Raw genomic sequence first — 18,868 nt, 5'->3', positions numbered from 1 at the left:
CCGTGGCGGATTGGACGGGTGACTTCGCCTCCGGCGGTCAAAGGTCGAGCCCTTTGGAATCCCGCTGTCGCCTTTGGCGAAATAGTTCATTGGATGAAGAGAGCCGACGCGCGCGGGCGCACCCCGCGAAGCGGTGTCAAAAAGTTTTGGAGATTCCTAAGAACCTTTTCCAAAAGGTTCTTAGGCCGCCGGAGGCATTCCCGCCCAGCGGTGGCCGAAGGCACTGAATGGGCGGCATGAGAAATGCGATTGCCGCCGCTAATCAAGGAGAACATTGAATGGGTAGTGAATTCCACATCGTGGTCTGCGGCTCCATCGTCCCGGACCCGCTCCAGACGCTCGCCCCCCAGGACGGGCCCGCCGGGCCGTCCCTGAAGAACGAAATGATGCTTCCCGCCGTGCTTGACCCGTGGGCCGGGCACGCCTTGTACGAGGCCGCGAATCTGGCGGCCGGGAATCCGGGCAGTCAGGTCTGGCTGGTCAGCCTCGGCCCCAAGGCCAAGCTCCAGCAGGTCATGATGTCCGTGGCCCAGAAGGTTCCGTTCCAGTTGGTCGTGGCCGACGGCAGTGCCTCGGGTTTCGCCGACGGCTACGAGACCGCCAGGGTGTTGGCCCAGACCATTGAGGGCATAAACGGCCTGGACAAGTCCAAGCTGCTGCTCTTCGGCGGCTGGCAATCCGCTTCGCGCGGTTCCGGCGCGGTTATCCAGATGGTCGGCGAGATGCTCGGCGTGACCGAGCAGTTCCAGGGCGTGGACAAGCTCACCGTGGGCGGTGACGGTTCCCTGGAAGTCTTGGAGCGCGTCGAGGGCGGCGCGTACCAGAAGTCCGTGGTGGACGGCGCTCCGGCGGCCTTCGGCTGGGCTACGGGCGAACTGCCCGAGCCGCCGAACAACCCGCAGGTGGGCATGCAGAACATGCAGCGGAACATGCCCGCGCTCATGCAGGCCAAGCCCGCCGATCTGTCCGGCACGAGCTTGAAGTTTTCCTCTGTGGAACTGCCCCGGCAGCGCCGCGAGACCCGCGTCGTCAAGGACGTGCCGGTGGAGGAAATGGCCAGGGAAATCGTCGAATGGATCAAGGGCTAGGGGGTATCGCCATGACTGTTTTGTTTCTTGCTCATACCGAATGCGACAATTCCCTGCACAAGTCCGCTCTGGAGGCGTTGACCTCGGCCAAGGGATTGGCTGAAGACCTGAGCTGCGGCCTTGTCGTCGGGCTCATCGGCGCGGACGTCGCCTCGGCGGCCGAGTCCATCGGCGGCTGCGGTGCGAAATTCTACGGCGTGTCCGGCGCGGACTTCGCGGACGGACGCTATTCTTCCGATCTGGCTGCGGCCGAAGCCATCGCCAAGGCCTGTGATGCCGAGGTGATTGTGGCTCCGGCAACCTCCCGTTTCAGTCGCGCCCTGCCCGGCCTGGCTGTGCGTTTGGACGGTCGGGTGGACACCCACCTGTCCGGCTTAAGCGTTGAGGGCGGCAAGCCCGTGGCCAAGCGGTGGTTCTACCGCCAGCGCATGGAGGGCACCTTGATCCGCGATGAGCGGCCTTGGGTCCTGACGCTGGACTCCGGTTGCGCCGAGCCCTTTGCGGGGGCGGGCGCGGTCGATGTCGAACCGCTTTCCGTGGACGTCTCCGGCGTGCGCACCAAGGTGGCGGGCATGGAATGCGCCTCCGAGGATCAGCAGACCATCCGTCCGGATGCGCCGCTGTTGTTCGTGGCGGGCGCAGGCTGGACCAAGAAGCAGGCCGACGGCGCCACCCACGTGGGTGAGGCCGAATCGGTCATTTTGTCCTTCCTGGACGCGACCAAATCGTCGCTCGGCTCGTCCAAGTCCCTGGTGGATATCTCGGGCGAGGGCGGCGCGGTCATTTCGTTCCTGACCCACATGCATCAGGTGGGGCAGACCGGCGCGACTCCGCGCCATCCCAAGGGATTGTCCACGTGCTGCCATGGCGAGGAGCCGCATGTGGTGGGCTGGCGTTTCATCAAGGAGCGCCGGGCGATCAACCTGGACGCCGGTTGCGGCTGGGCCCAGGGCAAGTGCGACGTGCTCTACGTGGCCGACGCCTTTGCCGTCATGGAGAAGGTCAACGAACTGCTTGGCTGATCCGGCCGGAAAAAGCGATAAGCGAGGCCGCGCCCGAGAGGGTGCGGCCTTTTTCTTTGGGCGGGAGGGGAACGGTCAACGGTTCCGGGCCGCGTCCTGGACGGCGTCCAGGATCTCGGCGGCGTCGAAGGTTTTGGTCACGACCGCGTTCATGCCCGCGTCGAGGAGTCGGTTGCGGTCCATTTCGTCCGCAACGGCGGTCAGACCGATGATCGGGATGTCCGCGTCGATGCCTTCGGCCGCGCCCGAGCGGATGATCTCGGTGACTTCGAGGCCGTTGACGACCGGTATCCGGACGTCCATGAGCACCATGTCGAATCCGCCCCGCATGAGGGTGTCGATGGCGTGTTGGCCGTTGCCCACCACGGTGGCGGCATGGCCGTGCTTGCGGAGCAGTCGCGAGGTGACCAGAGCGTTGACCTCTTCGTTTTCGGCCACGAGGATGTTCAGGGCCCGGTCGGTTTTTTCCTTCCGGGCGAGGGGGGCGAGCCGGTCCAGCCTGCACAGCAGGGGGACGTTCAGGGTGAAAACGGATCCTCCGCTTGTGGAGTTCTCCAATTCGATGGCCCCGCCCATGATCTCGGCCAGCTTGCGGGAGATGGTCAGGCCGAGGCCCAGGCCGCTGTAGCGCTTGGTCATGTACTCCTCGCCGAGCGTGAAGCTCTCGAATACGGCCTCGCGTTTGTCTTCGGGGACGCCCATGCCGGTGTCGGTCACCGAAACGGACAGCATGACCATGTCCGGGTCATGCGGCAGCGGCGAGCAGGATGCCGTGACCGTGACCGAACCCTCCTGGGTGAATTTCACACCATTGTGTATCAGGTTGATGAGAGTCTGGCGGAGTTTTTCGGCGTCGCCGTAGACTGTGGCCGGAAGATCGCCCAGGTTGCAGATAAGGCCAACCCCCTTGAGCTCGGCCTGTGGGAGCATGGGGGATACGGCGGAGCGGATGACTTCGGGCAGGTCGAAATCCTTCCGGTTCAAGCCGGTGCCGCCGGATTCGATGCACGACAGGTCGAGCAGGGAGGTCAGCACCCCGGACAGCTGGATGCTCGATTCCAGGCTGAGGGTCAGGTATTCCTTCTGTTCTTCCGAGAGCCCTTCGGTGTCCAGGAGCAATTGGGTCATGCCCATGATGCCGTTCAAGGGCGTGCGCAGCTCATGACTCATATTGGCCAGAAATTGGCTCTTGGCCCGGTCGGCCTGCCGGGCCTCGCGCATGGCCCGGATCAGGTCGGCCTCCATGCGTTTGCGCTGGATGATGTGCCAGACCCCCTCCATGATCAGAGAAAGCTGGACCACGTCGGACTCGGTGTAGTCTTCGTCTTTGTTGGCCACCCCGACCAACAGTCGGATGCGATTTTTGTCGATGACCGGGATGTTCATGTGCCGGACCAGGGGCACGTGTCCTTCGGGGGTGCCCCGCCTACCCGGGGCCGAGGCGTAGTCGTTGGCGATGATAGGCTTGCGCTGGCGCACGGCCTCGGCCCACAGTCCTCCTTTTTCGATACGGAAGATGGGCGTCTTGTCGTGCACGGTGCACTCTCCCAGGTCGGGCACGGCCCAGGGGCGCAGGGTCAGCCGGGATTCCGCTTCGTCCATGAAGCCTATGTAACCCATGCGGCTGTCGGTCATGTACACGCCCTGCACCAAGGCGTAGTCGAGGATTTCCTCCACGGATCTGTCCATCATTCTTGAGAGGGTGTACAGGGTCTTGAAGCGTTGTTCATTCAGGTCGCATTTCATTTCCCGCCGTCGCCGCACGGTGATGTCCCGGAGGATGATGACGAAGAAGGTCTCGCCGTCGAGGTCCAGCCCGTGCGAGCGAATTTCCACGGGGGTGGCCCGATTTGTCCCGCATAGGGTATGCTCGATGTGCCGGGAACCGGTCTCGAACATGGGGGCGTCTTCGGCCAGGGTTGCGAAATTGGTGATGACTTCGCCGGGCGTCCGGCTTTGGAGTTCCTCGCGGGTCAGGTCGAACAGGGTGCAGGCGGCCTCGTTGGCCGCGATGATGCGTGCCTCGCCCGGTGGGCCCCCCTCCGTCCGGCAGGCCAATGCGGCTTCCGGTTCCTGCAATCTGAGGATGTTATGGAGGAGGTCGGTGCTGGGCATAATTGCGGTCAGTCTCCCAGGGTGTCGGCGATGAATTTGAGCAATGGAATCTTGCGGATGGGCTTGGCCAGAAAATTGGTGCAGCCCGCTTGGAGGGAGCGTTCCCTGTCCTCGGTGAAGGCGTTGGCGGACACGGCCGCGATGGGCACCGGGGAGAGTCCGCGATCCCGTTCGAAGTCGCGGATTTCGCGGGTGGCGTCCAGACCGTCCAGGATGGGCATGAAGATGTCCATGAGCACCAGGGAGTAGGAGCCCGCCTTGAAAAGGGACACGGCCTCACGGCCATTTGCGGCGAAGTCCAGGGCGTAGCCGGAATCGGTCAGGTACAGGGAGAGGAGCATCTGGTTGCTTTCCGAATCCTCGGCGATGAGGATGCGCACAGGAGGGGGCTGCTGTCCCCGGCTTTTGGCGGTTTGCGTGTCGTTCACCTGTCTCTCCGCTGTTTTCCGGCTCGCGCGGCCGTCTCAGAACGTCAACTGGGTCCAGCCGTCCTTGAGCATGTCGGTAAAGGGTTTGCCCACGTAGAGCACATTTGCGCCCAGCGCTTCGAGCCGGTCGGTCACGCCGTAGTTTTCGGCGCACGCCCGGCAGGCCCAGATCTCCACGCCGTCGGCCAGCATTGCCTTGAGCCGTGTTTGGATGGTTTCATCCCGCGCGGCCAGGGCGGCCGAAGGTCCCCAGATGATCACGCGGACCTGTTCCCACCATCCTTCCTTGAGGGCGTTATGCGCATACATGAAGGCCAGATTTTCAGCCACTTCGGGGTCGGAGGAGGTCCAGACGATACACAGGGAGTCTTTCGTGGGCATGTCGGTCATTCTTGGATCCAGGGCAATGCGAGTTATAATCGGTTAGTTATGCAATCATCGTACGTATAGCTCAGTGCGGATTTGTCGGCAAGCCCCCAGATGAAATATCGGATATTCGAAAGGGCGTATCAGGGAAGACGATTGGACCGCAATCCGCCGTCTGGAGTACGGTGGCCGCAACAATGGAGGATTATATGCATACGGCGCTGTTGCTCATAGATTTTCAGAATGATTATTTCCCAGGCGGGCACATGGAACTGGTTGGCAGTCTGGAGGCGGCGGCCCACGCGGCCGAGGCCCTCGCCCTGTTCCGTGAGCGCGGTCTGCCCGTGTTCCACGTCCGCCACGAGGCGCACCGGGAGGGAGCGTCTTTCTTTTTGCCCGGCACGGAGGGGGCGGCCATCCATGTGTCGGTTCGCCCGGTGGAAGGGGAAGCCGTGGTCGTCAAACATGCGCCCAACAGTTTCCGGGACACGGACCTGCTCGCCCTGTTGCGCGAGTCGGGCGCAAAACGCCTGGTTGTGGCCGGGATGATGACCCATATGTGCCTGGACGCCGGGGTGCGCGCTGCCGTGGACTTTGGCTTCGAGTGCCTGGTTTTGTCCGACGCGTCGGCCACCCGGGATCTCGACTTTGGCGGCCACGTCATTCCGGCGGCCCAGGTGCACGGCGCGTTCATGGCCGCCCTGGGGGCGGCCTACGGGCAGATCCTGACCGTGCCCGAACTGTCCGCTCGTCTCGACTAGCAGCAGGCGGATTCAGTCTTGCGCCCGGTGAGCCGGTGCAGCCAGACCGCGAGGAGATAGGAGGCGCAGCCCTCGCCGGGCGTGACCGTGACCGCCTGAACCGGGCAGTTGACGGCGCGCGCTCCGCAGCCGACGCATGCGTCGCCATTCAGCGCCGGCTGGTCGCGTCGTCTAGCTTACGGAAATCTTCCATGTCTCTTTTCTCCTAAGGAATGAAAGGCGCGGCCAGCCAGAGAATCAGAGCCGCCAGTCCGGCCAGGGCCTGGAAGGGAATGCCCTAGCGCATCTTGGTTTCCACGCTCGAGGGCGAGGTGAACGGGGTGGGGCCGGTGAAGTTCAGGGCCAGCCAGGATGATATGGCCGTGGACCAAAGCAGGAAGGCCGGTTGCGCCGCCCGGCGCCACAGGGCGGACAGTGAAAAGACGTTCGGTCCGAGGCCCGAGAACAGAAAGGGCACGGGCAAGATCCAGGCCAGGGGCTTGCGCGGCAGGGACAGCTCCATCGGGATGAGCGCGGTCCGCTCCCCGAGCGGAAAGGTGATCATGCGCGTGGCCCGAGCCGTCAGGCCGGGTGCCGGGAGCCCGCCAGGCGGCGTTGGTGGCGCATGGTCAGGACTGATTCGGTGGTGTACACGATCAGGCCTGCCCAGATCAGGGCAAAGGTCAGCAGGTGGCTCGGGGTGAACGGCTCCCTGTAGACGAAGACGCCGAGCAGGAAGGCTATGGACGGGGAGAAATATTGGAGCAGCCCCAGGGTGGTCAGTTGCAGCCGCCGGGCCCCGAAGGCGAAGCCGATGAGCGGCGAGGCCGTGACCACGCCCGCTCCGATGAGCAACAGGTCCACCGTGAATCCTTGGTGGAACAGGGCGGATGTTCCATGGGCTTGGAGCCAGAGGATGTAGCCCAGGGCAAAGGGGCCGAGGACCATGGTTTCGAGAAACAGGCCGGGCAGGGATTCCACCGAGGCGATCTTCCTGAGCAGCCCGTACAGCCCGAAGGACACGGCCAGGGCCAGAGATATCCACGGCAGTTCGCCGTGGGCGATCACGGAGTTGACCACGCCCAGGGCGGCCAGGCCGATGGCCGCCGTCTGAAGCGGGCGCAGGCGTTCGCGGAAAAAAATGAAGCCGAGCAGGACGTTGACCAGGGGGTTGATGAAGTAGCCCAGGCTCGTTTCCAGGACGTGGCCGCTGTTCACGGCCCAGATGTACAGCAGCCAATTGCCCCCGATCATCAGCGAACTTCCGGCCAGGATAAGCAGGTCGCGCGGCGACTTGAGCGGGGAGAAGACCTCGCTCCATCCCCGGCGCAGGGTCAGGATGCCGGCAATGAAGACCAGGGACCAGATCACTCGGTGACAGAGGATCTCGAAGGGGTTCACGGTAATCAGCGCCTTCCAGTAAATGGGCAGAAGGCCCCAGCCTACGAAGGCGGCCAGGGCGGCGAGGACGGCGAGAAATCCGTTGGGTTTCTGTTTGGAATCAATGAGGTGCATGGTCTCCTCTCTGGATATCGGGAGCACGACGATACGCCGGGACATGGAACGGGTAAAGTCGGAAAAAGCGATGCCCCCGATCAGGAAGTGCGCATGGATCCGGCCAGCCTGCCCAGGGTACGTATTCCCTGCTCCAGTTCGTCTGTCCACGGGCAGCCGCAACTCAACCGGATGTAGTTGGCGAACTTGTCCAGGGTGGAGAAAATGGCTCCGGGCGCGATGCCCACACCCTCATCCCGGGCCCGGAAAAACAGCTCTACGCCGTCCACGGACTTGGGCAGCTCCAGCCAGAGGACCGCGCCGCCCACGGGATGCGTCACCCTGGTCCCGGCCGGAAAGTGGCTGCTCAGATGGAACTGCATGGTGTCCATCTGCCGCTCCAGGTCCGTACGCAGCTTTTTCAGGTGGCGTTCCATGCGGCCCTGGCGCAGGTATTCGGCGATGGCCATCTGGGCGGGGGCCGAACTGGAAACGTTGGTGGTGGCCTTGATTTCCAGCGCCTTTTGGCGGAACCGGCCGGGCAGCATCCAGCCCACCCGGTACCCGGGGGCGATGGTCTTGGAAAAGGACGAGCAGAGCAGGACCAGCCCCTTTTTGTCGAACTGCTTGTAAGTCCCGGGCCGCTTGGCGCTGAAGTGCAGGTCCGTGTACACGTCGTCCTCCACCAGGGGGATATCGCGCGCAGCCAGCATGCTCACGATTTCGGCCTTGGCCTCGTCCGGGGTCAGGCTGGAGTCCGGATTGTTGAAGTTGGGCGCGAGCACGCAGGCCGCGACGTCGAAGGTTTTGAGCGCCCGGGCCAGTTCCTCGGGGGTGACGCCGCGTTCCGGGTCGGACGGCACCTCGATGGCCCTCAGCCCTAAGGTTTCGAGGAGCTGGAGGAAACAATAATAGGTGGGCGACTGGATGAGCACGGTGTCGCCCATGCGGCAGATGGAGCGCAAGGAGAGGTACAGGGCCTCCATGCATCCGGCGGTGATCAACGGCTCGTCGGGCGCCGCCGGGATGCCGAATTCCATGGAACGGTAAGCGATCTGGCGGATGAGCTTCGGGTCGCCGGGGATGGGCGCGTAGCCCATGGCCCGTTCGGGCTCGGCCCGGACCATGGCCGCCGTGATCCGCCCAAGTTCGCGCAGCGGCATGCGTTGGGGGCCGGGCGCGATGACGTCCAGGGCCACTCGGTTCGCCGCGCCCACGGATTCGAGCACGGTCTGGATGAGTCCGATGCGCGTCACCGGCCTCGGTTGCTGCATGGGAGAGGGCGCGGCCTCGGTGCGCGGTAGCCGTTTGGATTCCCGGCGCACGAAGAATCCGGATCGGGGGCGGGATTCGATGACCCCCTTGCGCTCCAATTCGAGATACGCCTGGTTCACCGTGGACACGGATACGCCGAGTTTCGTGCTCAGCGACCGCAGGGAAGGGAGTTTGTCGCCCAGACCGAGAGCCCCGGCGTCGATCATGCCCATGACGTTTTTCTCCACGGTGCGATAGCGGTATGTCTCCATGGTTCACCTAAATCTGTTTCGTATGATTTTGTTTGAACTGTATCTGTACTGATTGCAGATTTTCGGCTTTACTGCAACACGCGGGTATCGCAGATTAACCGGGCCATGGCCCGAAAAACGCTTAGAGAGACGCTTGTCATGACCACCCAAGCCCTGGCCGGGGAACAACCCGGTTCCCCCATGTTGTCCGCCGCCCGGCAGGTGGCGCCCATCGTCATGGGCTACCTGCCCGTGGGCGCGGCTTACGGCGTCCTGGCCCAACAGGCCGGACTGTCCCTGCTCAACACCGTGCTCATGTCGGTCCTGGTCTACGCCGGGTCCGCCCAACTTATCGCCGTGGGCATGTTCGCGGCGGGTTTGAACCCGGTGTCCATCATCGTCACCACCTTCGTGGTCAATCTGCGCCATCTGCTCATGAGCGCCTCCCTGGCGCCGAGCCTGAAGAGCTGGAACAAGTGGGAGTTGGCCTTGTTCGCCTATGAAATCACGGACGAATCCTTCGCCGTGCACTCGATGCGTTTCGCGCGCGGCGACCTGAACAAGGCCACCTGTTTCGGCATCAACGCCTTGGCCCAGATTTCCTGGGTGCTGGCTTCCTTCGCGGGCTATTTCGCCGGGGCGTCCATCCCGAGCGTGGAGCCGCTGGGCATTGACTACGCCCTGCCCGCCATGTTCATCGCCCTGCTGGTCATGCAGATGAAGAATGGACTGCATGTTCTGGTGGCCGGGTTCAGCGGGCTGCTCGCCGTCATCCTTAACAAGGCCGGTGCGGCCCAGTGGTCGGTCATTCTGGCCACGGTCGTCGGCGCAACCTTCGGCGCGGGAGTGGAATCATGGACCAGAAAATGATCTTTGCGACCATAGTCGGCATGCTCGCCGTGACCTACGTTCCGCGTATGGTTCCACTGGTGGCCCTGGCCTCCCGGACCCTGCCCGAATCCGTGGTCCGCTGGCTGTCCTACGTCCCGGCGGCGGTCCTGTCGTCCATGCTTTTCCCGGCTCTGCTGCTCAGGGGCGGAAGCGTGGATCTTTCTCTCGACAACTATTTTCTGTGGGCGGCCGTTCCGGCCTTTTTGCTGGCCTGGCGAACCAGGTCGTTTTTCGGCACCGTGGCCCTGGGCATGGCCTTTGTGGCGGCGGGCCGTCATTTCTTCGGATAGGAGCGCATCGTGAAGATCATCGGACTTGTCGGCGGCATGAGTTGGGAATCCTCTCTGGAATATTACCGGGTCATGAACGAAGTTGTGAAGGCCCGCCTGGGTGGCCTGCATTCGGCGCGTATTCTCATGAATTCGCTGGATTTCGCCCCCCTGCGGGAACGGATGTGCGCGGGTGACTGGGCCTTCGTGGGCGGCCATTTGGCCGACGCGGCTCGCACTTTGGAGGCGGCCGGGGCCGAGCTTGTGGTCATCGGCACCAACACCATGCACAAGGTGGCCCCCGAGGTGGAGGCCGCGACTTCCGTGCCGCTCGTCCACATCGCCGACGCCACGGCCGAGGTCGCCCGTGCGGGCGGTTACTCCAAGGTGGCACTGCTCGGGACCATTTTCACCATGGAGGACGACTTTTACGTGGGCCGCCTGAAGGAGCACGGCTTTGAAGTCCTGGTGCCCGGGGCCGAGGACCGGAAGCTGGTGGACCGGGTCATCTTCGACGAGCTGTGCAAGGGCACGTTTTCGGATTCGTCCCGCGCCGAATTCCTGCGCGTCATCGACGGCCTGGCCGCCCAGGGGGCCGAGGCGGTAATTCTCGGTTGCACCGAGATTGGTTTGCTCGTCCGCCCCGGCGACACCCTGGTCCCCACCCTGGACACCTGCCGTATCCACGCCGAAGCCGCAGTGAAAGCGGCCCTGGGCTGACCCGTCCGGCCCGGTCTTCCGTTCCCATCCCGCGCTTGACGCGGGCGCGTAACGTGATATGGCATGTTGGCGCGTCGTCGGGGCGCGCTTTCGTCTCATTATCATTGGGGAGGGTGCGTGACCGAGACTGCCGATATGACCTTGAAGGATTTGCTGGAGCGTTCCGTGGAGCGGTTTCCGGATCGCGTGGCCCTGGCCTTCGTGGGCGGTGAGCCCATGACCTACGCCCAGTTCGGCGAGCGCGTGCGTGAATTATCCACCGTGCTGCACGGGCTCGGCATCAAGCCCGAGGACAAGGTCGCCCTTATCGGCGAGAGCATGCCCAACTGGGCCATCAGCTATTTCGCCGTGACCTCCATGGGGGCCGTCGCGGTGCCCATTCTGCAGGAGTTCCATCCCAGCGCGGTGCAGCACATCCTGCGCCATTCCGAAGCGCGCATGGTCATCGCTTCCCGCCGGTACATGGACAAGGTCGAGGGCGAGGACACCCAGACCATTGAAACCATCATGGTCATGGACGATTTCTCCATGGAGGACGGGGAGGGCTCCCGGACCACCTACCGCGAGGCCCTGGAGAACGCCGGGGAGCGCATCGAGCAGTTCGCCGAGGCGGCCCGCGAGCGGGTGGAGCACCTGGGCGAGGTCGCCAAGGACAAATTGCCCGGGACCGCCCGGGAGCGCATGAATCGGTTCAGCGACACCGCCCGGGAAAAGATGGAGAAGTTTTCCGATTCCTACAAGGAGACCGTGGAGCGCTTTTCCGGTACGGCCCGCCGGTTCATCGACTGGAAGACGGGCAAGCCCTTCGAACTGACCGCCGACCATGTGGCCGCCATCCTCTATACCTCAGGCACCACCGGCCACTCCAAGGGCGTGGTCCTGACCCACCGCAACCTGGTCCAGAACTGTATTTCCGGGGTCAATACCATCGAGATATTCGAGACCGACCGTTTTCTGTCCGTGCTGCCCATGGCCCACACCTACGAGTGCACCGTGGGGCTGCTCATTCCCATTCTTTGCGGCAGCTCGGTCCATTTTCTGCAAAAACCCCCGACCCCGAAGACCCTGCTGCCGGCCATGCAGTTGGTCAAGCCCACGGTCATGAACGTGGTTCCGCTGATCATTGAGAAGATCTACCGCAACCGGATCAAGAAAAAGTTGACCGGTTCGGGCGTGGCGCGCGGGCTGATGAAGATCGGTCTGACCCGGCGCAAACTCTCCCAGGTTGCGGGCAGGAAACTCATCGAAGCCTTCGGCGGAGAGCTCCGCTGCCTGTGCATCGGGGGCGCGCCCTTGTCCCCCGAAGTGGAACTTTTCCTGATCGACGCCAAGGTCCCCTATGCCAAGGGATACGGCATGACGGAAGCTGCGCCGCTTTTGGCCGGGATCAACATGCACGAGCAGCGGTTCCGGGTCATCGGCCCGGCCATCCCCGGCGTGGAGCTCAGGATCGCCGACCCGGACCCGGAAACGGGCGAGGGCGAAATCCTGGCCAAGGGGCCGAACATCATGTTGGAATACTACAAGGCCCCCAGGGACACCGAGGCGACTTTCACCGAGGACGGTTGGCTCAAGACCGGAGACCTGGGCAAGTTCGAGGATGGCTACCTGTGGCTCAAGGGACGGCTTAAGAACGTCATTCTGGGGCCCAGTGGCGAGAACATCTATCCCGAAGAGGTGGAGTCGGTCATCAACGCCAACGATTACGTCCAGGAGTCCCTGGTCTATGAATCCGGCGGTAAACTGGTGGCCCGCGTCCATCTGAACTACGACGCCCTGGACGAGCAGTTCGACGTCAGAAAGATGATCGAGTCCGAGGTGCGCGAGAAAGTGCGTAATATTCTCGATGAGCTGCACAAGGAGGTCAATTCCAAGGTTTCCTCCTTTGCCCGCCTGAACCGCGTGGTCGAACAGGGCGAGCCCTTCGAGAAAACACCCACCCAGAAGATCAAGCGTTTCCTGTATACGGACCAGTAAGGCCTATGCGGCTGCCTTGGCCTGTGCGGGGAAGTGGGTGATGTCCACGGCCTTGGCCGGGGGAGCGCTTATGCCCGAGGCCTTCGTCGGCGGGCAAGTGGTCGGGAACGGTTCAGGAAGCCGCGTGCGGCGCGAGTGATGCCCGGCGTCGGCACGTTCTCATGGATCGTGCCGCCCGGCATGTCCCGGGGATGCGCCGTTTGGGCCATGCTATGGATACGCCCGGACAAAGGGAGCCCGTCCAAAGACGTCTCCCTTTATCTGGCCGGAGCTACTGTACGTCGGCGGCGACGCGCAGGCTGATGATTTTGTCGGGGTTGCGGACCATGCCGCTCTGGCCGGTCCCTTTTTTGATATGGTCCACGATTTCCATGCCCGAAACGACCTGACCCCAGACCGTGTACTGGCCGTCGAGGAAGGGCGCGGGCGCGAAGCAGATGAAGAATTGGCTGTCCGCGCTGTCCGGGTCCGAAGCGCGGGCCATGCCCACGGTGCCGCGCTTGAATGGGGCGTTGCTGAACTCGGCGGGCAGGTTCTGGCCGGAGCCGCCCCGACCGGTGCCGGTGGGATCGCCGGTCTGGGCCATGAACCCGTCGATGACCCGGTGGAAGACGATGCCGTCATAAAATTTCATGCGCGCCAGTTCCTTGATCCGGGCCACATGTTTGGGGGCCAGGTCCGGGCGCATCTCAATGATCACGCGGCCGTCGGCCAGGTCCATGTACAGGGTGTTTTCCGGGTCCTGGGCCCAAGCGGCCGGACAGGCCAGCAGGACGAACAGGGCGCAGGCCAGGAGGGCTTGCAGCAGGCTTTTCATTTCACTCCCATGGGTTGTGTTGATGATAGGATGCGGCTCCGTTCGGCCGCAACCTCCCAGGTGTAGCTATTTTCGTCGGGGAAGGGAAGCTCCCGCCCCCGGTTTTCCGGTCCTCCCGGAGTCACTTGTGGCAGGGCTTTTCAGCGCAGAGGCAGCGAGTGATGTAATCCTCGAGTTCCGTGCGTTCCAAGGGCTTGGCCAGGAACCGGGTGGCTCCGAGCTTGAGCAGGTTCGAGATGTCGTTGAGGCCGACCACGGCGGACATGATGATGATCGGCAGGTTGTTGAACCTCTGGTCGCCGCGCAGGGTCTGGATCAACTGCCGACCGTCCATTTCGGGCATCATGATGTCGGTCAGGAGCAGGTCGAACCCGCTGTTGGTCATGAGGGATTCGTAAGCGTGTTTCCCGTTGGGGCTGACAAAAGCGGTATGACCGAGCTCCTCGACGATTTTTACGGCGAGTTTTTGGGAAATGCGGTCGTCCTCGGCAATCAGTATCTTGGCCATGTTCGTCTTCCTCTTCCTCTTGGCGCGGGGTGCGTCTTCACTGAAGTCTGTAGATGGATAACAGACAACCCCCCCGGATGTCACCGGGTTAGAAATTGCTGCGTGGTAAAAAATGAGAGGATTAAGCGGGGAAGGCGGGCGGCCGCGCCCGCTATTGCGGGCGCGGCCTGGAAATCAGATTTTTCGAACGTGCATGATATCACCGAATTCACAGGTGATCTTGTAGTTGCCGCCGCTGGTCTCGACGACGAAATCGTTGCCCGGGTACAAGGTACAGACCGGAGCGAATCCGTCGTTGACCATGATGTCCTTGGCTTCTCCGTTGGATTCGAATCTGACCGTCGTACCATCAGCGAGAGTGATCATTTCTCCATGATGGACATCAGTGGGCAGATCTGCTTCGGTAAAAGATGACATATTATCCTCCTGAGTTATGGGAAAGACTCCACCATATGCTGGGCTATACACCTTGAAAAGACAAATGAACAGTCCAAAAGGGAGAGGCTACGGCCTGGGGCTGGTTTTCGACGGGCAAGTGATGTATGAGTCATTCCAGGAGATATGCCGGTGAGTTCGACCATTCTCGTCGCCGATGGCGACGCCTCCATACGTTCGTTGATCAAGGACATTCTCGAAACCCGGGGGTATCAGGTCGAAACCGCCTCCAGCCCGGCGTCGGCGGCCGCGCTCATGGCCCGGCGCGGCCCGGGCCTGGTCCTGGCCGCCCACGGCGAGGACGAGGACGGCGGTTCCCTGGTGCATGAGGCGGCCCGGCTCGGCCTGTTCTCGCCGGTCATCCTGCTCATCTCCACAGCCATCGACAACCCCGGCCGTCTGGCCCGGGATTGCGGCGCCATGGCCTACGTGCAGAAGCCCGTGGTCCGCGCCCAGCTGGAAATGCTCGTCCGCCTCGGGCTGGCCGAAAACGAATTGCGCACCACGGCCATTCTCCAGGAGACGCGACTGGCCTTGGCCCAGGCGTTCGTGCAAGCCCTGCTGAACGCCGACGAGGGCGTCACTTTTCTGCTGGACGAAACGGCTGCGGTCATCGAATGCAGCGGGCCGGTGGAGAGTCTGCTGGGCCGGAACGTGGGCGAGTGCGCGGGGCGGTCCTATCCGTCGCTTTTCCCGGAATCCGTGGCCAAGCTGCACGAAGGGGCCATCGCCAAGGCCCGGACCACCGGCGAGGCGGCCCGGCTTGAGGAGCATCGAAGCGGCATGGTCCTGGAGACCCGGGTGCGGCCCGTGCTCCAGGGCGGTTCCCCGACCGGGTTTGTGGTCTTTCTGCGCGACATTACGGCCCGGCGGCGCGGCGAGGTCGGTTTGGCCGAGAGCGAGAAACAGTACCGCAGCGTGTTTACCGGCGCCGCGGCCGCCATCATCCTGGTGGATCGGGAGCGCGGCACGGTCATGGAGAGCAACGATGCCGCGGCCCGCGCGCTGGGCTATGAGCCGGGCGAGATGCGGGGAGCGGCTATCCAGGGGCTGGTGGCCCACCCCGAGCAGATTCTGTCGGCCATAAATACTGGCGGAGAGCGGGTTTCCTACGACTACCTCAAGCGCAAGAACGGCTCCTCGTTTCCGGTGGAGTTGTCCATGAGCCATTTCACCAACGCGGGCAGGGAGGTATGCATCCTCTACGCCCAGGACATTTCCCGGCGCAAGATCGTGGAAGAAGCATTGCGCGAGGGCGCGCGGCTCTATCGCGCCGTGGTCGAGGACCAGACCGAGCTCATCTGCCGCTATGGCACGGACGGCAAGCTGACTTTCGTGAACAACGCCTTCGAGCGGTTCGCGGGCCGGGACGAGGACGAGATCCTGGGCCGGGACGTCTTTGCCTCCATGGGGTCCTTGGACCAGCGGGTCCTGACCGAATGGCTCGAACATTTCGATCCCTCCCGGCCCGTGTTCGACCGGGAAGTCCGGCAGATCCGCTCGGACGGTGCGGAACGCTGGATTTCCTGGACTCATCGGGCCGTGCTCAACGACCGGAATCGGGTCATGGAAATCCAGGCCGTGGGCCGCGACGTGACCGAACACAAGGCCGCCGAGAGCGCCTTGGCCCAGGCCACCCAGGAGAAGGAACAGTACCGCCTGAATCTGGAGGCCACGTTCGCTTCCATCCCGGACGCCATTCTGACCGTGGACTCCGGGCTGTCGGTCATCGCCACCAACAATGCGGCCAAGATCCTGTTCGGGATCGGCGAGGAGCAGTCCAGGGGACGCCGGTTCGAGGAGGTGGTCGGGGACGAGGACAACCCGTGCGTCCAGGTTCTCCGCCAGGTGCTCAAGACGGACAAGCCCGTGCGCGGCTACGAGATCGAGCTGAAGACCCCGGACAAGGGCGAGCGGATGGTCGAAATCAACTGTTCGCCCCTGGTGGACATGGACCGGCGGCACGCCGGCGCGGTGCTCGTCGTGCGCGACATCTCCCACGTCACGGACCTGGAAAAACAGTTGCAGCAGCGTCACGGATTCCGGGGCATCGTCGGCCGCAGCGGGCCCATGCAGGACATCTATCAGTTGCTGGAGCAGCTCTCCTCACTCGATTCCATCGTGCTCATCCTGGGCGAATCCGGCACGGGCAAGGAACTGGCCGCCGAGGCCCTGCATTATGGCGGGGTGCGCGCGGGCAAACCGCTGATCAAAGTCAACTGTTCGGCCCTGTCCGAGAGCCTGCTGGAGAGCGAATTGTTCGGGCACGTGCGCGGGGCCTTCACCGGGGCGGTCCGGGACAAGGTCGGGCGCATCCAGGCGGCCCAGGGCGGCACTCTGTTCCTGGACGAGATCGGCGACATCTCCCCCATGCTCCAGCTCAAGCTCTTGCGCTTTCTGGAAAGCCGTGAATACGAGCGGGTGGGCGAGTCCCGGACGTACACCGCGGACGTGCGCATCATCGCGGCCACCAATGCCGACCTGCGCGCGGCCGTGCGCGGGGGAGCGTTCCGCGAGGACCTCTACTACCGGCTCAATGTCATGCCCGTGACCCTGCCTCCGCTCCGGGACCGACAGGTGGATATCCCTCTACTGGTGGATTATTTCCTGGGCACTTTCGCGGACAATTTCGGCAAGCGTTTCGACGGCGTCTCCGAGGAGGTCTTGGACCTGCTCCTGACCTACTCCTGGCCGGGCAACGTGCGCGAGCTCAAGCACGCCCTGGAACATGCCTGCATCCTGTCGCCGGGCGCTGTCATCGAGGTCAAGCACTTGCGCAAGGAACTGGTGGATCAAATCCGGGCCCAGGGGCGGGAACCGGCGGCAGCGCCCGAGCAGCCGTTCGCCGCAGCTGCCTTCGTTCCCTATAAGCCCAGCAGGGATGATATCCTGGCCGCGTTGCGCGAGTGCGGGGGCAACAAGGTCCGGGCCGCGCGCAGGTTGGGCATGCACCGGGCCACGTTGTACCGCAAGCTCAAGGCCTGGGGGTTGGACGGCTGAATCCGGCATCCGGTCCAAGAAGTGATTTATAATCATACTAATGCGTCGATGTAATGCAACGCGGCGCGCTCCCTGTTATGTATCGGGCTGAGTCTGGACACGGACCTTCGGATCGGCTTCAGGCGGGGGAGCAGACGGATGCGCAAGATCAAGACCATCGAACCACAGGCCATCGATTTGGAATTGCATAGCGGCGGTACGCCATTGCTGGTGGCCTTTCTCAAACGAAATGAACGATATCCCGCACAATTGCGGGTGCTGGAGACGGCCTGTCGGACGCATGGCCAGGACGTCCGCTGTTTTCTGTACAACAGCGACTACTTGGACACCGCCACCGAGCGGTTCGCGGTCAAGGGGACGCCCACATTTCTGTTGTTTCACGGCGGGCGCGAGGTCAATCGGCTCATCGGCGAGTCCGACGACGCCACTCTTGACGAGTTCATCGACGTCTCAATGTCCGGCCTGGCGGACACCGTTCGGTCCTAATCCGACCGTTCCGCGCCGTGGTTTGATCCAAGCGGCGCGCCTGTGTGGCGAATTTGTTAATTTCCCAGCGAATAAGGGCGCCCGGCTTGACCGGGCGCCCTTGTTGTGTGGGCAATACGTCGGCCCTAGTCGGCCGGGGTGTGGCCGTCCAGGGTCAGGAGGGTATGATAGTGCCTGGGCCGCCGGTCGCGGTAGAAGCCCCAGCCGGTGCGGAAGTTGCGGATCTCGTCGAAGTCCGCCTCGGCGATGACTACGCCCTGGGTGGTCCGGTCGGCGTCGGCCAGGAGTTCGCCCATGGGGTCGGTAATGAACGACGAGCCGTAGAAGGTCATGGTCACTTCGTCGTCGGTTTCGGTGCCGATGCGGTTGGAAGCGCAGACCGGCAGGATGTTGGCGGCCGCGTGCCCCTGCTGGGTCCGCCGCCAGTGCGGCATGGAATCGCAGTCGGGCATGGTCGGCTCGCTTCCGATGGCCGTGGGGTACATCAGTACGTCCGCGTCCATCAGGGCCATGGACCGGGCGGCTTCGGGATACCACTGGTCCCAGCAGATGCCCACGCCGACCTTGCCGAAGGCCGTTTCCCAGACTTTGAAGCCGGTGTCGCCGGGATTGAAGTAGTATTTTTCCTCATAGCCCGGCCCCTGGGGGATATGGGTCTTGCGGTACAGGCCGAGCATGGTCCCGTCTGCATCCATCATGGCCATGGAGTTGTAATACGCCTTGCCTGCGCGTTCGAAGAAGGACACGGGCAGGACCACGCCGAGTTCCTTGGCCAGGGCGGAAAAGCGGGCCAGAAGCGGGTCGCCGGGACGCGCCTCGTGGGCCAGGGAGAAGTACTCGAATTTCTGTTTTTTGCAGAAGTACGGCCCTTCGAACAGCTCCTGCAACAGGATGATCTGTCCGCCAAGTCCGGCCGCCTCGCGGACCAGGTTTTCGGCCCGGTCCACATTGGCCGCGAGGTCATTGGTGCAGGCCATTTGGGTGACTGCCAATGTCGTTTTGGTCAT

The 18,868-nt window shown here is 63.3% G+C and carries 18 protein-coding genes and 1 pseudogene; 9 read left to right on the top strand and 10 right to left on the bottom strand.

From position 1 onward, the window contains the following. Positions 1 to 278: 278 nt before the first annotated feature. Together J0909_RS02945 and J0909_RS02940 are read left to right on the top strand one after the other, a co-directional pair. The gene (locus J0909_RS02945; protein WP_207260352.1) at positions 279 to 1,088 is read left to right on the top strand and encodes an electron transfer flavoprotein subunit beta/FixA family protein; all 810 of its coding nucleotides are present in this window, start codon (positions 279 to 281) and stop codon (positions 1,086 to 1,088) included. 11 nt (positions 1,089 to 1,099) lie between these two features. Continuing rightward, positions 1,100 to 2,110: an electron transfer flavoprotein subunit alpha/FixB family protein gene (locus J0909_RS02940; protein WP_207260350.1), complete on the top strand. Its 1,011-nt coding sequence runs from the start codon at positions 1,100 to 1,102 to the stop codon at positions 2,108 to 2,110. Positions 2,111 to 2,185: 75 nt separating this feature from the next. Here J0909_RS02940 and J0909_RS02935 read toward each other — a convergent pair whose 3' ends face one another. The 3 genes from J0909_RS02935 to J0909_RS02925 are packed head-to-tail and all read right to left on the bottom strand — an operon-like array spanning position 2,186 to position 5,034. Further along, positions 2,186 to 4,225, bottom strand: coding sequence for a GAF domain-containing protein (locus J0909_RS02935; protein WP_207260348.1), 2,040 nt, complete (start codon positions 4,223 to 4,225; stop codon positions 2,186 to 2,188). Positions 4,226 to 4,233: 8 nt separating this feature from the next. Continuing rightward, positions 4,234 to 4,653 carry a response regulator gene (locus J0909_RS02930; RefSeq protein ID WP_353616730.1) on the bottom strand — a complete coding sequence of 140 codons (420 nt, stop codon included), beginning with the start codon at positions 4,651 to 4,653 and terminating at the stop codon, positions 4,234 to 4,236. A gap of 36 nt (positions 4,654 to 4,689) precedes the next feature. Then, on the bottom strand, positions 4,690 to 5,034 hold the full coding sequence (locus J0909_RS02925; protein ID WP_353616729.1) for a DsrE family protein: 345 nt from the start codon (positions 5,032 to 5,034) through the stop codon (positions 4,690 to 4,692). 194 nt (positions 5,035 to 5,228) lie between these two features. Between J0909_RS02925 and J0909_RS02920 the strand changes: the two genes are divergently transcribed. Beyond that, positions 5,229 to 5,780 (top strand): cysteine hydrolase family protein, encoded by a 552-nt coding sequence (locus J0909_RS02920; protein ID WP_207260344.1) that lies wholly within the window; start codon positions 5,229 to 5,231, stop codon positions 5,778 to 5,780. A 205-nt stretch (positions 5,781 to 5,985) separates the two neighbouring features. Here the strand turns inward: J0909_RS02920 and J0909_RS02915 are convergent. From J0909_RS02915 to J0909_RS02905, 3 genes and pseudogenes are all read right to left on the bottom strand, one after another. Then, positions 5,986 to 6,354, bottom strand: a pseudogene (locus J0909_RS02915) (mercury methylation corrinoid protein HgcA); the annotation flags it as partial. Next, positions 6,342 to 7,274, bottom strand: a complete 933-nt coding sequence (rarD, locus tag J0909_RS02910) for an EamA family transporter RarD (protein WP_207260340.1) — start codon at positions 7,272 to 7,274, stop codon at positions 6,342 to 6,344. The pseudogene J0909_RS02915 and the gene rarD, both read right to left, overlap by 13 nt. Positions 7,275 to 7,354: 80 nt before the next feature. Further along, positions 7,355 to 8,779 carry an aminotransferase-like domain-containing protein gene (locus tag J0909_RS02905; RefSeq protein WP_207260337.1) on the bottom strand — a complete coding sequence of 475 codons (1,425 nt, stop codon included), beginning with the start codon at positions 8,777 to 8,779 and terminating at the stop codon, positions 7,355 to 7,357. Between the two features lie 138 nt (positions 8,780 to 8,917). On the opposite strand from J0909_RS02905, the gene J0909_RS02900 reads away from it, so the two are divergent. The 4 genes from J0909_RS02900 (at position 8,918) to J0909_RS02885 (ending at position 12,615) form a co-directional block, all read left to right on the top strand. Next, positions 8,918 to 9,628, top strand: a complete 711-nt coding sequence (locus J0909_RS02900) for an AzlC family ABC transporter permease (protein WP_207260336.1) — start codon at positions 8,918 to 8,920, stop codon at positions 9,626 to 9,628. Further along, positions 9,613 to 9,939: an AzlD domain-containing protein gene (locus J0909_RS02895; protein ID WP_207260335.1), complete on the top strand. Its 327-nt coding sequence runs from the start codon at positions 9,613 to 9,615 to the stop codon at positions 9,937 to 9,939. Before J0909_RS02900 ends, J0909_RS02895 begins: the two co-directional genes overlap by 16 nt. A gap of 9 nt (positions 9,940 to 9,948) precedes the next feature. Next, the gene (locus J0909_RS02890) at positions 9,949 to 10,638 is read left to right on the top strand and encodes an aspartate/glutamate racemase family protein (protein WP_207260334.1); all 690 of its coding nucleotides are present in this window, start codon (positions 9,949 to 9,951) and stop codon (positions 10,636 to 10,638) included. 117 nt (positions 10,639 to 10,755) lie between these two features. Further along, positions 10,756 to 12,615 carry an AMP-binding protein gene (locus J0909_RS02885; RefSeq protein WP_353616728.1) on the top strand — a complete coding sequence of 620 codons (1,860 nt, stop codon included), beginning with the start codon at positions 10,756 to 10,758 and terminating at the stop codon, positions 12,613 to 12,615. Between the two features lie 271 nt (positions 12,616 to 12,886). Here J0909_RS02885 and J0909_RS02880 read toward each other — a convergent pair whose 3' ends face one another. The 3 genes from J0909_RS02880 to J0909_RS02870 all read right to left on the bottom strand — a co-directional run bounded on the left by J0909_RS02880 (position 12,887) and on the right by J0909_RS02870 (position 14,306). Next, positions 12,887 to 13,432 carry a peptidylprolyl isomerase gene (locus J0909_RS02880; RefSeq protein ID WP_207260332.1) on the bottom strand — a complete coding sequence of 182 codons (546 nt, stop codon included), beginning with the start codon at positions 13,430 to 13,432 and terminating at the stop codon, positions 12,887 to 12,889. Between the two features lie 121 nt (positions 13,433 to 13,553). Continuing rightward, a complete protein-coding gene (locus J0909_RS02875) occupies positions 13,554 to 13,940 on the bottom strand; it encodes a response regulator (protein ID WP_207260331.1) in 387 nt (128 codons plus the stop codon). A gap of 174 nt (positions 13,941 to 14,114) precedes the next feature. Continuing rightward, entirely contained in the window at positions 14,115 to 14,306 is a 192-nt protein-coding gene (locus tag J0909_RS02870; protein ID WP_353616727.1) for a hypothetical protein, read from the bottom strand. Positions 14,307 to 14,507: 201 nt separating this feature from the next. Here J0909_RS02870 and J0909_RS02865 point away from each other — a divergent pair, with 201 nt between their 5' ends. Further along, entirely contained in the window at positions 14,508 to 17,375 is a 2,868-nt protein-coding gene (locus J0909_RS02865; RefSeq protein WP_207260327.1) for a sigma 54-interacting transcriptional regulator, read from the top strand. A 138-nt stretch (positions 17,376 to 17,513) separates the two neighbouring features. Beyond that, a complete protein-coding gene (locus tag J0909_RS02860) occupies positions 17,514 to 17,861 on the top strand; it encodes a thioredoxin family protein (RefSeq protein ID WP_207260325.1) in 348 nt (115 codons plus the stop codon). A gap of 125 nt (positions 17,862 to 17,986) precedes the next feature. Here J0909_RS02860 and aguB read toward each other — a convergent pair whose 3' ends face one another. Next, complete coding sequence (gene aguB, locus J0909_RS02855; RefSeq protein WP_207260322.1) at positions 17,987 to 18,868, bottom strand: N-carbamoylputrescine amidase; 882 nt, start codon at positions 18,866 to 18,868, stop codon at positions 17,987 to 17,989.

Origin of the sequence: Desulfovibrio sp. Huiquan2017 (genome assembly GCF_017351175.1) — a bacterium.
Lineage (GTDB): Bacteria > Desulfobacterota > Desulfovibrionia > Desulfovibrionales > Desulfovibrionaceae > Pseudodesulfovibrio.
Note: the sequence above shows the minus strand (reverse complement) of the source record. Positions and strands in the feature narration are given on the sequence as shown.

What these genes read in the sequence shown, in the direction of transcription:
- J0909_RS02945 (WP_207260352.1), top strand. Translation starts at nt 279, where the DNA reads ATGGGTAGTGAATTCCACATCGTGGTCTGCGGCTCCATCGTCCCGGAC.
- J0909_RS02940 (WP_207260350.1), top strand. Translation starts at nt 1,100, where the DNA reads ATGACTGTTTTGTTTCTTGCTCATACCGAATGCGACAATTCCCTGCAC.
- J0909_RS02935 (WP_207260348.1), bottom strand. Translation starts at nt 4,225, where the DNA reads ATGCCCAGCACCGACCTCCTCCATAACATCCTCAGATTGCAGGAACCG.
- J0909_RS02925 (WP_353616729.1), bottom strand. Translation starts at nt 5,034, where the DNA reads ATGCCCACGAAAGACTCCCTGTGTATCGTCTGGACCTCCTCCGACCCC.
- J0909_RS02920 (WP_207260344.1), top strand. Translation starts at nt 5,229, where the DNA reads ATGCATACGGCGCTGTTGCTCATAGATTTTCAGAATGATTATTTCCCA.
- rarD (WP_207260340.1), bottom strand. Translation starts at nt 7,274, where the DNA reads ATGCACCTCATTGATTCCAAACAGAAACCCAACGGATTTCTCGCCGTC.
- J0909_RS02905 (WP_207260337.1), bottom strand. Translation starts at nt 8,779, where the DNA reads ATGGAGACATACCGCTATCGCACCGTGGAGAAAAACGTCATGGGCATG.
- J0909_RS02900 (WP_207260336.1), top strand. Translation starts at nt 8,918, where the DNA reads ATGACCACCCAAGCCCTGGCCGGGGAACAACCCGGTTCCCCCATGTTG.
- J0909_RS02895 (WP_207260335.1), top strand. Translation starts at nt 9,613, where the DNA reads ATGGACCAGAAAATGATCTTTGCGACCATAGTCGGCATGCTCGCCGTG.
- J0909_RS02880 (WP_207260332.1), bottom strand. Translation starts at nt 13,432, where the DNA reads ATGAAAAGCCTGCTGCAAGCCCTCCTGGCCTGCGCCCTGTTCGTCCTG.
- J0909_RS02875 (WP_207260331.1), bottom strand. Translation starts at nt 13,940, where the DNA reads ATGGCCAAGATACTGATTGCCGAGGACGACCGCATTTCCCAAAAACTC.
- J0909_RS02870 (WP_353616727.1), bottom strand. Translation starts at nt 14,306, where the DNA reads ATGATCACTCTCGCTGATGGTACGACGGTCAGATTCGAATCCAACGGA.
- J0909_RS02860 (WP_207260325.1), top strand. Translation starts at nt 17,514, where the DNA reads ATGCGCAAGATCAAGACCATCGAACCACAGGCCATCGATTTGGAATTG.
- aguB (WP_207260322.1), bottom strand. Translation starts at nt 18,868, where the DNA reads ATGACCAAAACGACATTGGCAGTCACCCAAATGGCCTGCACCAATGAC.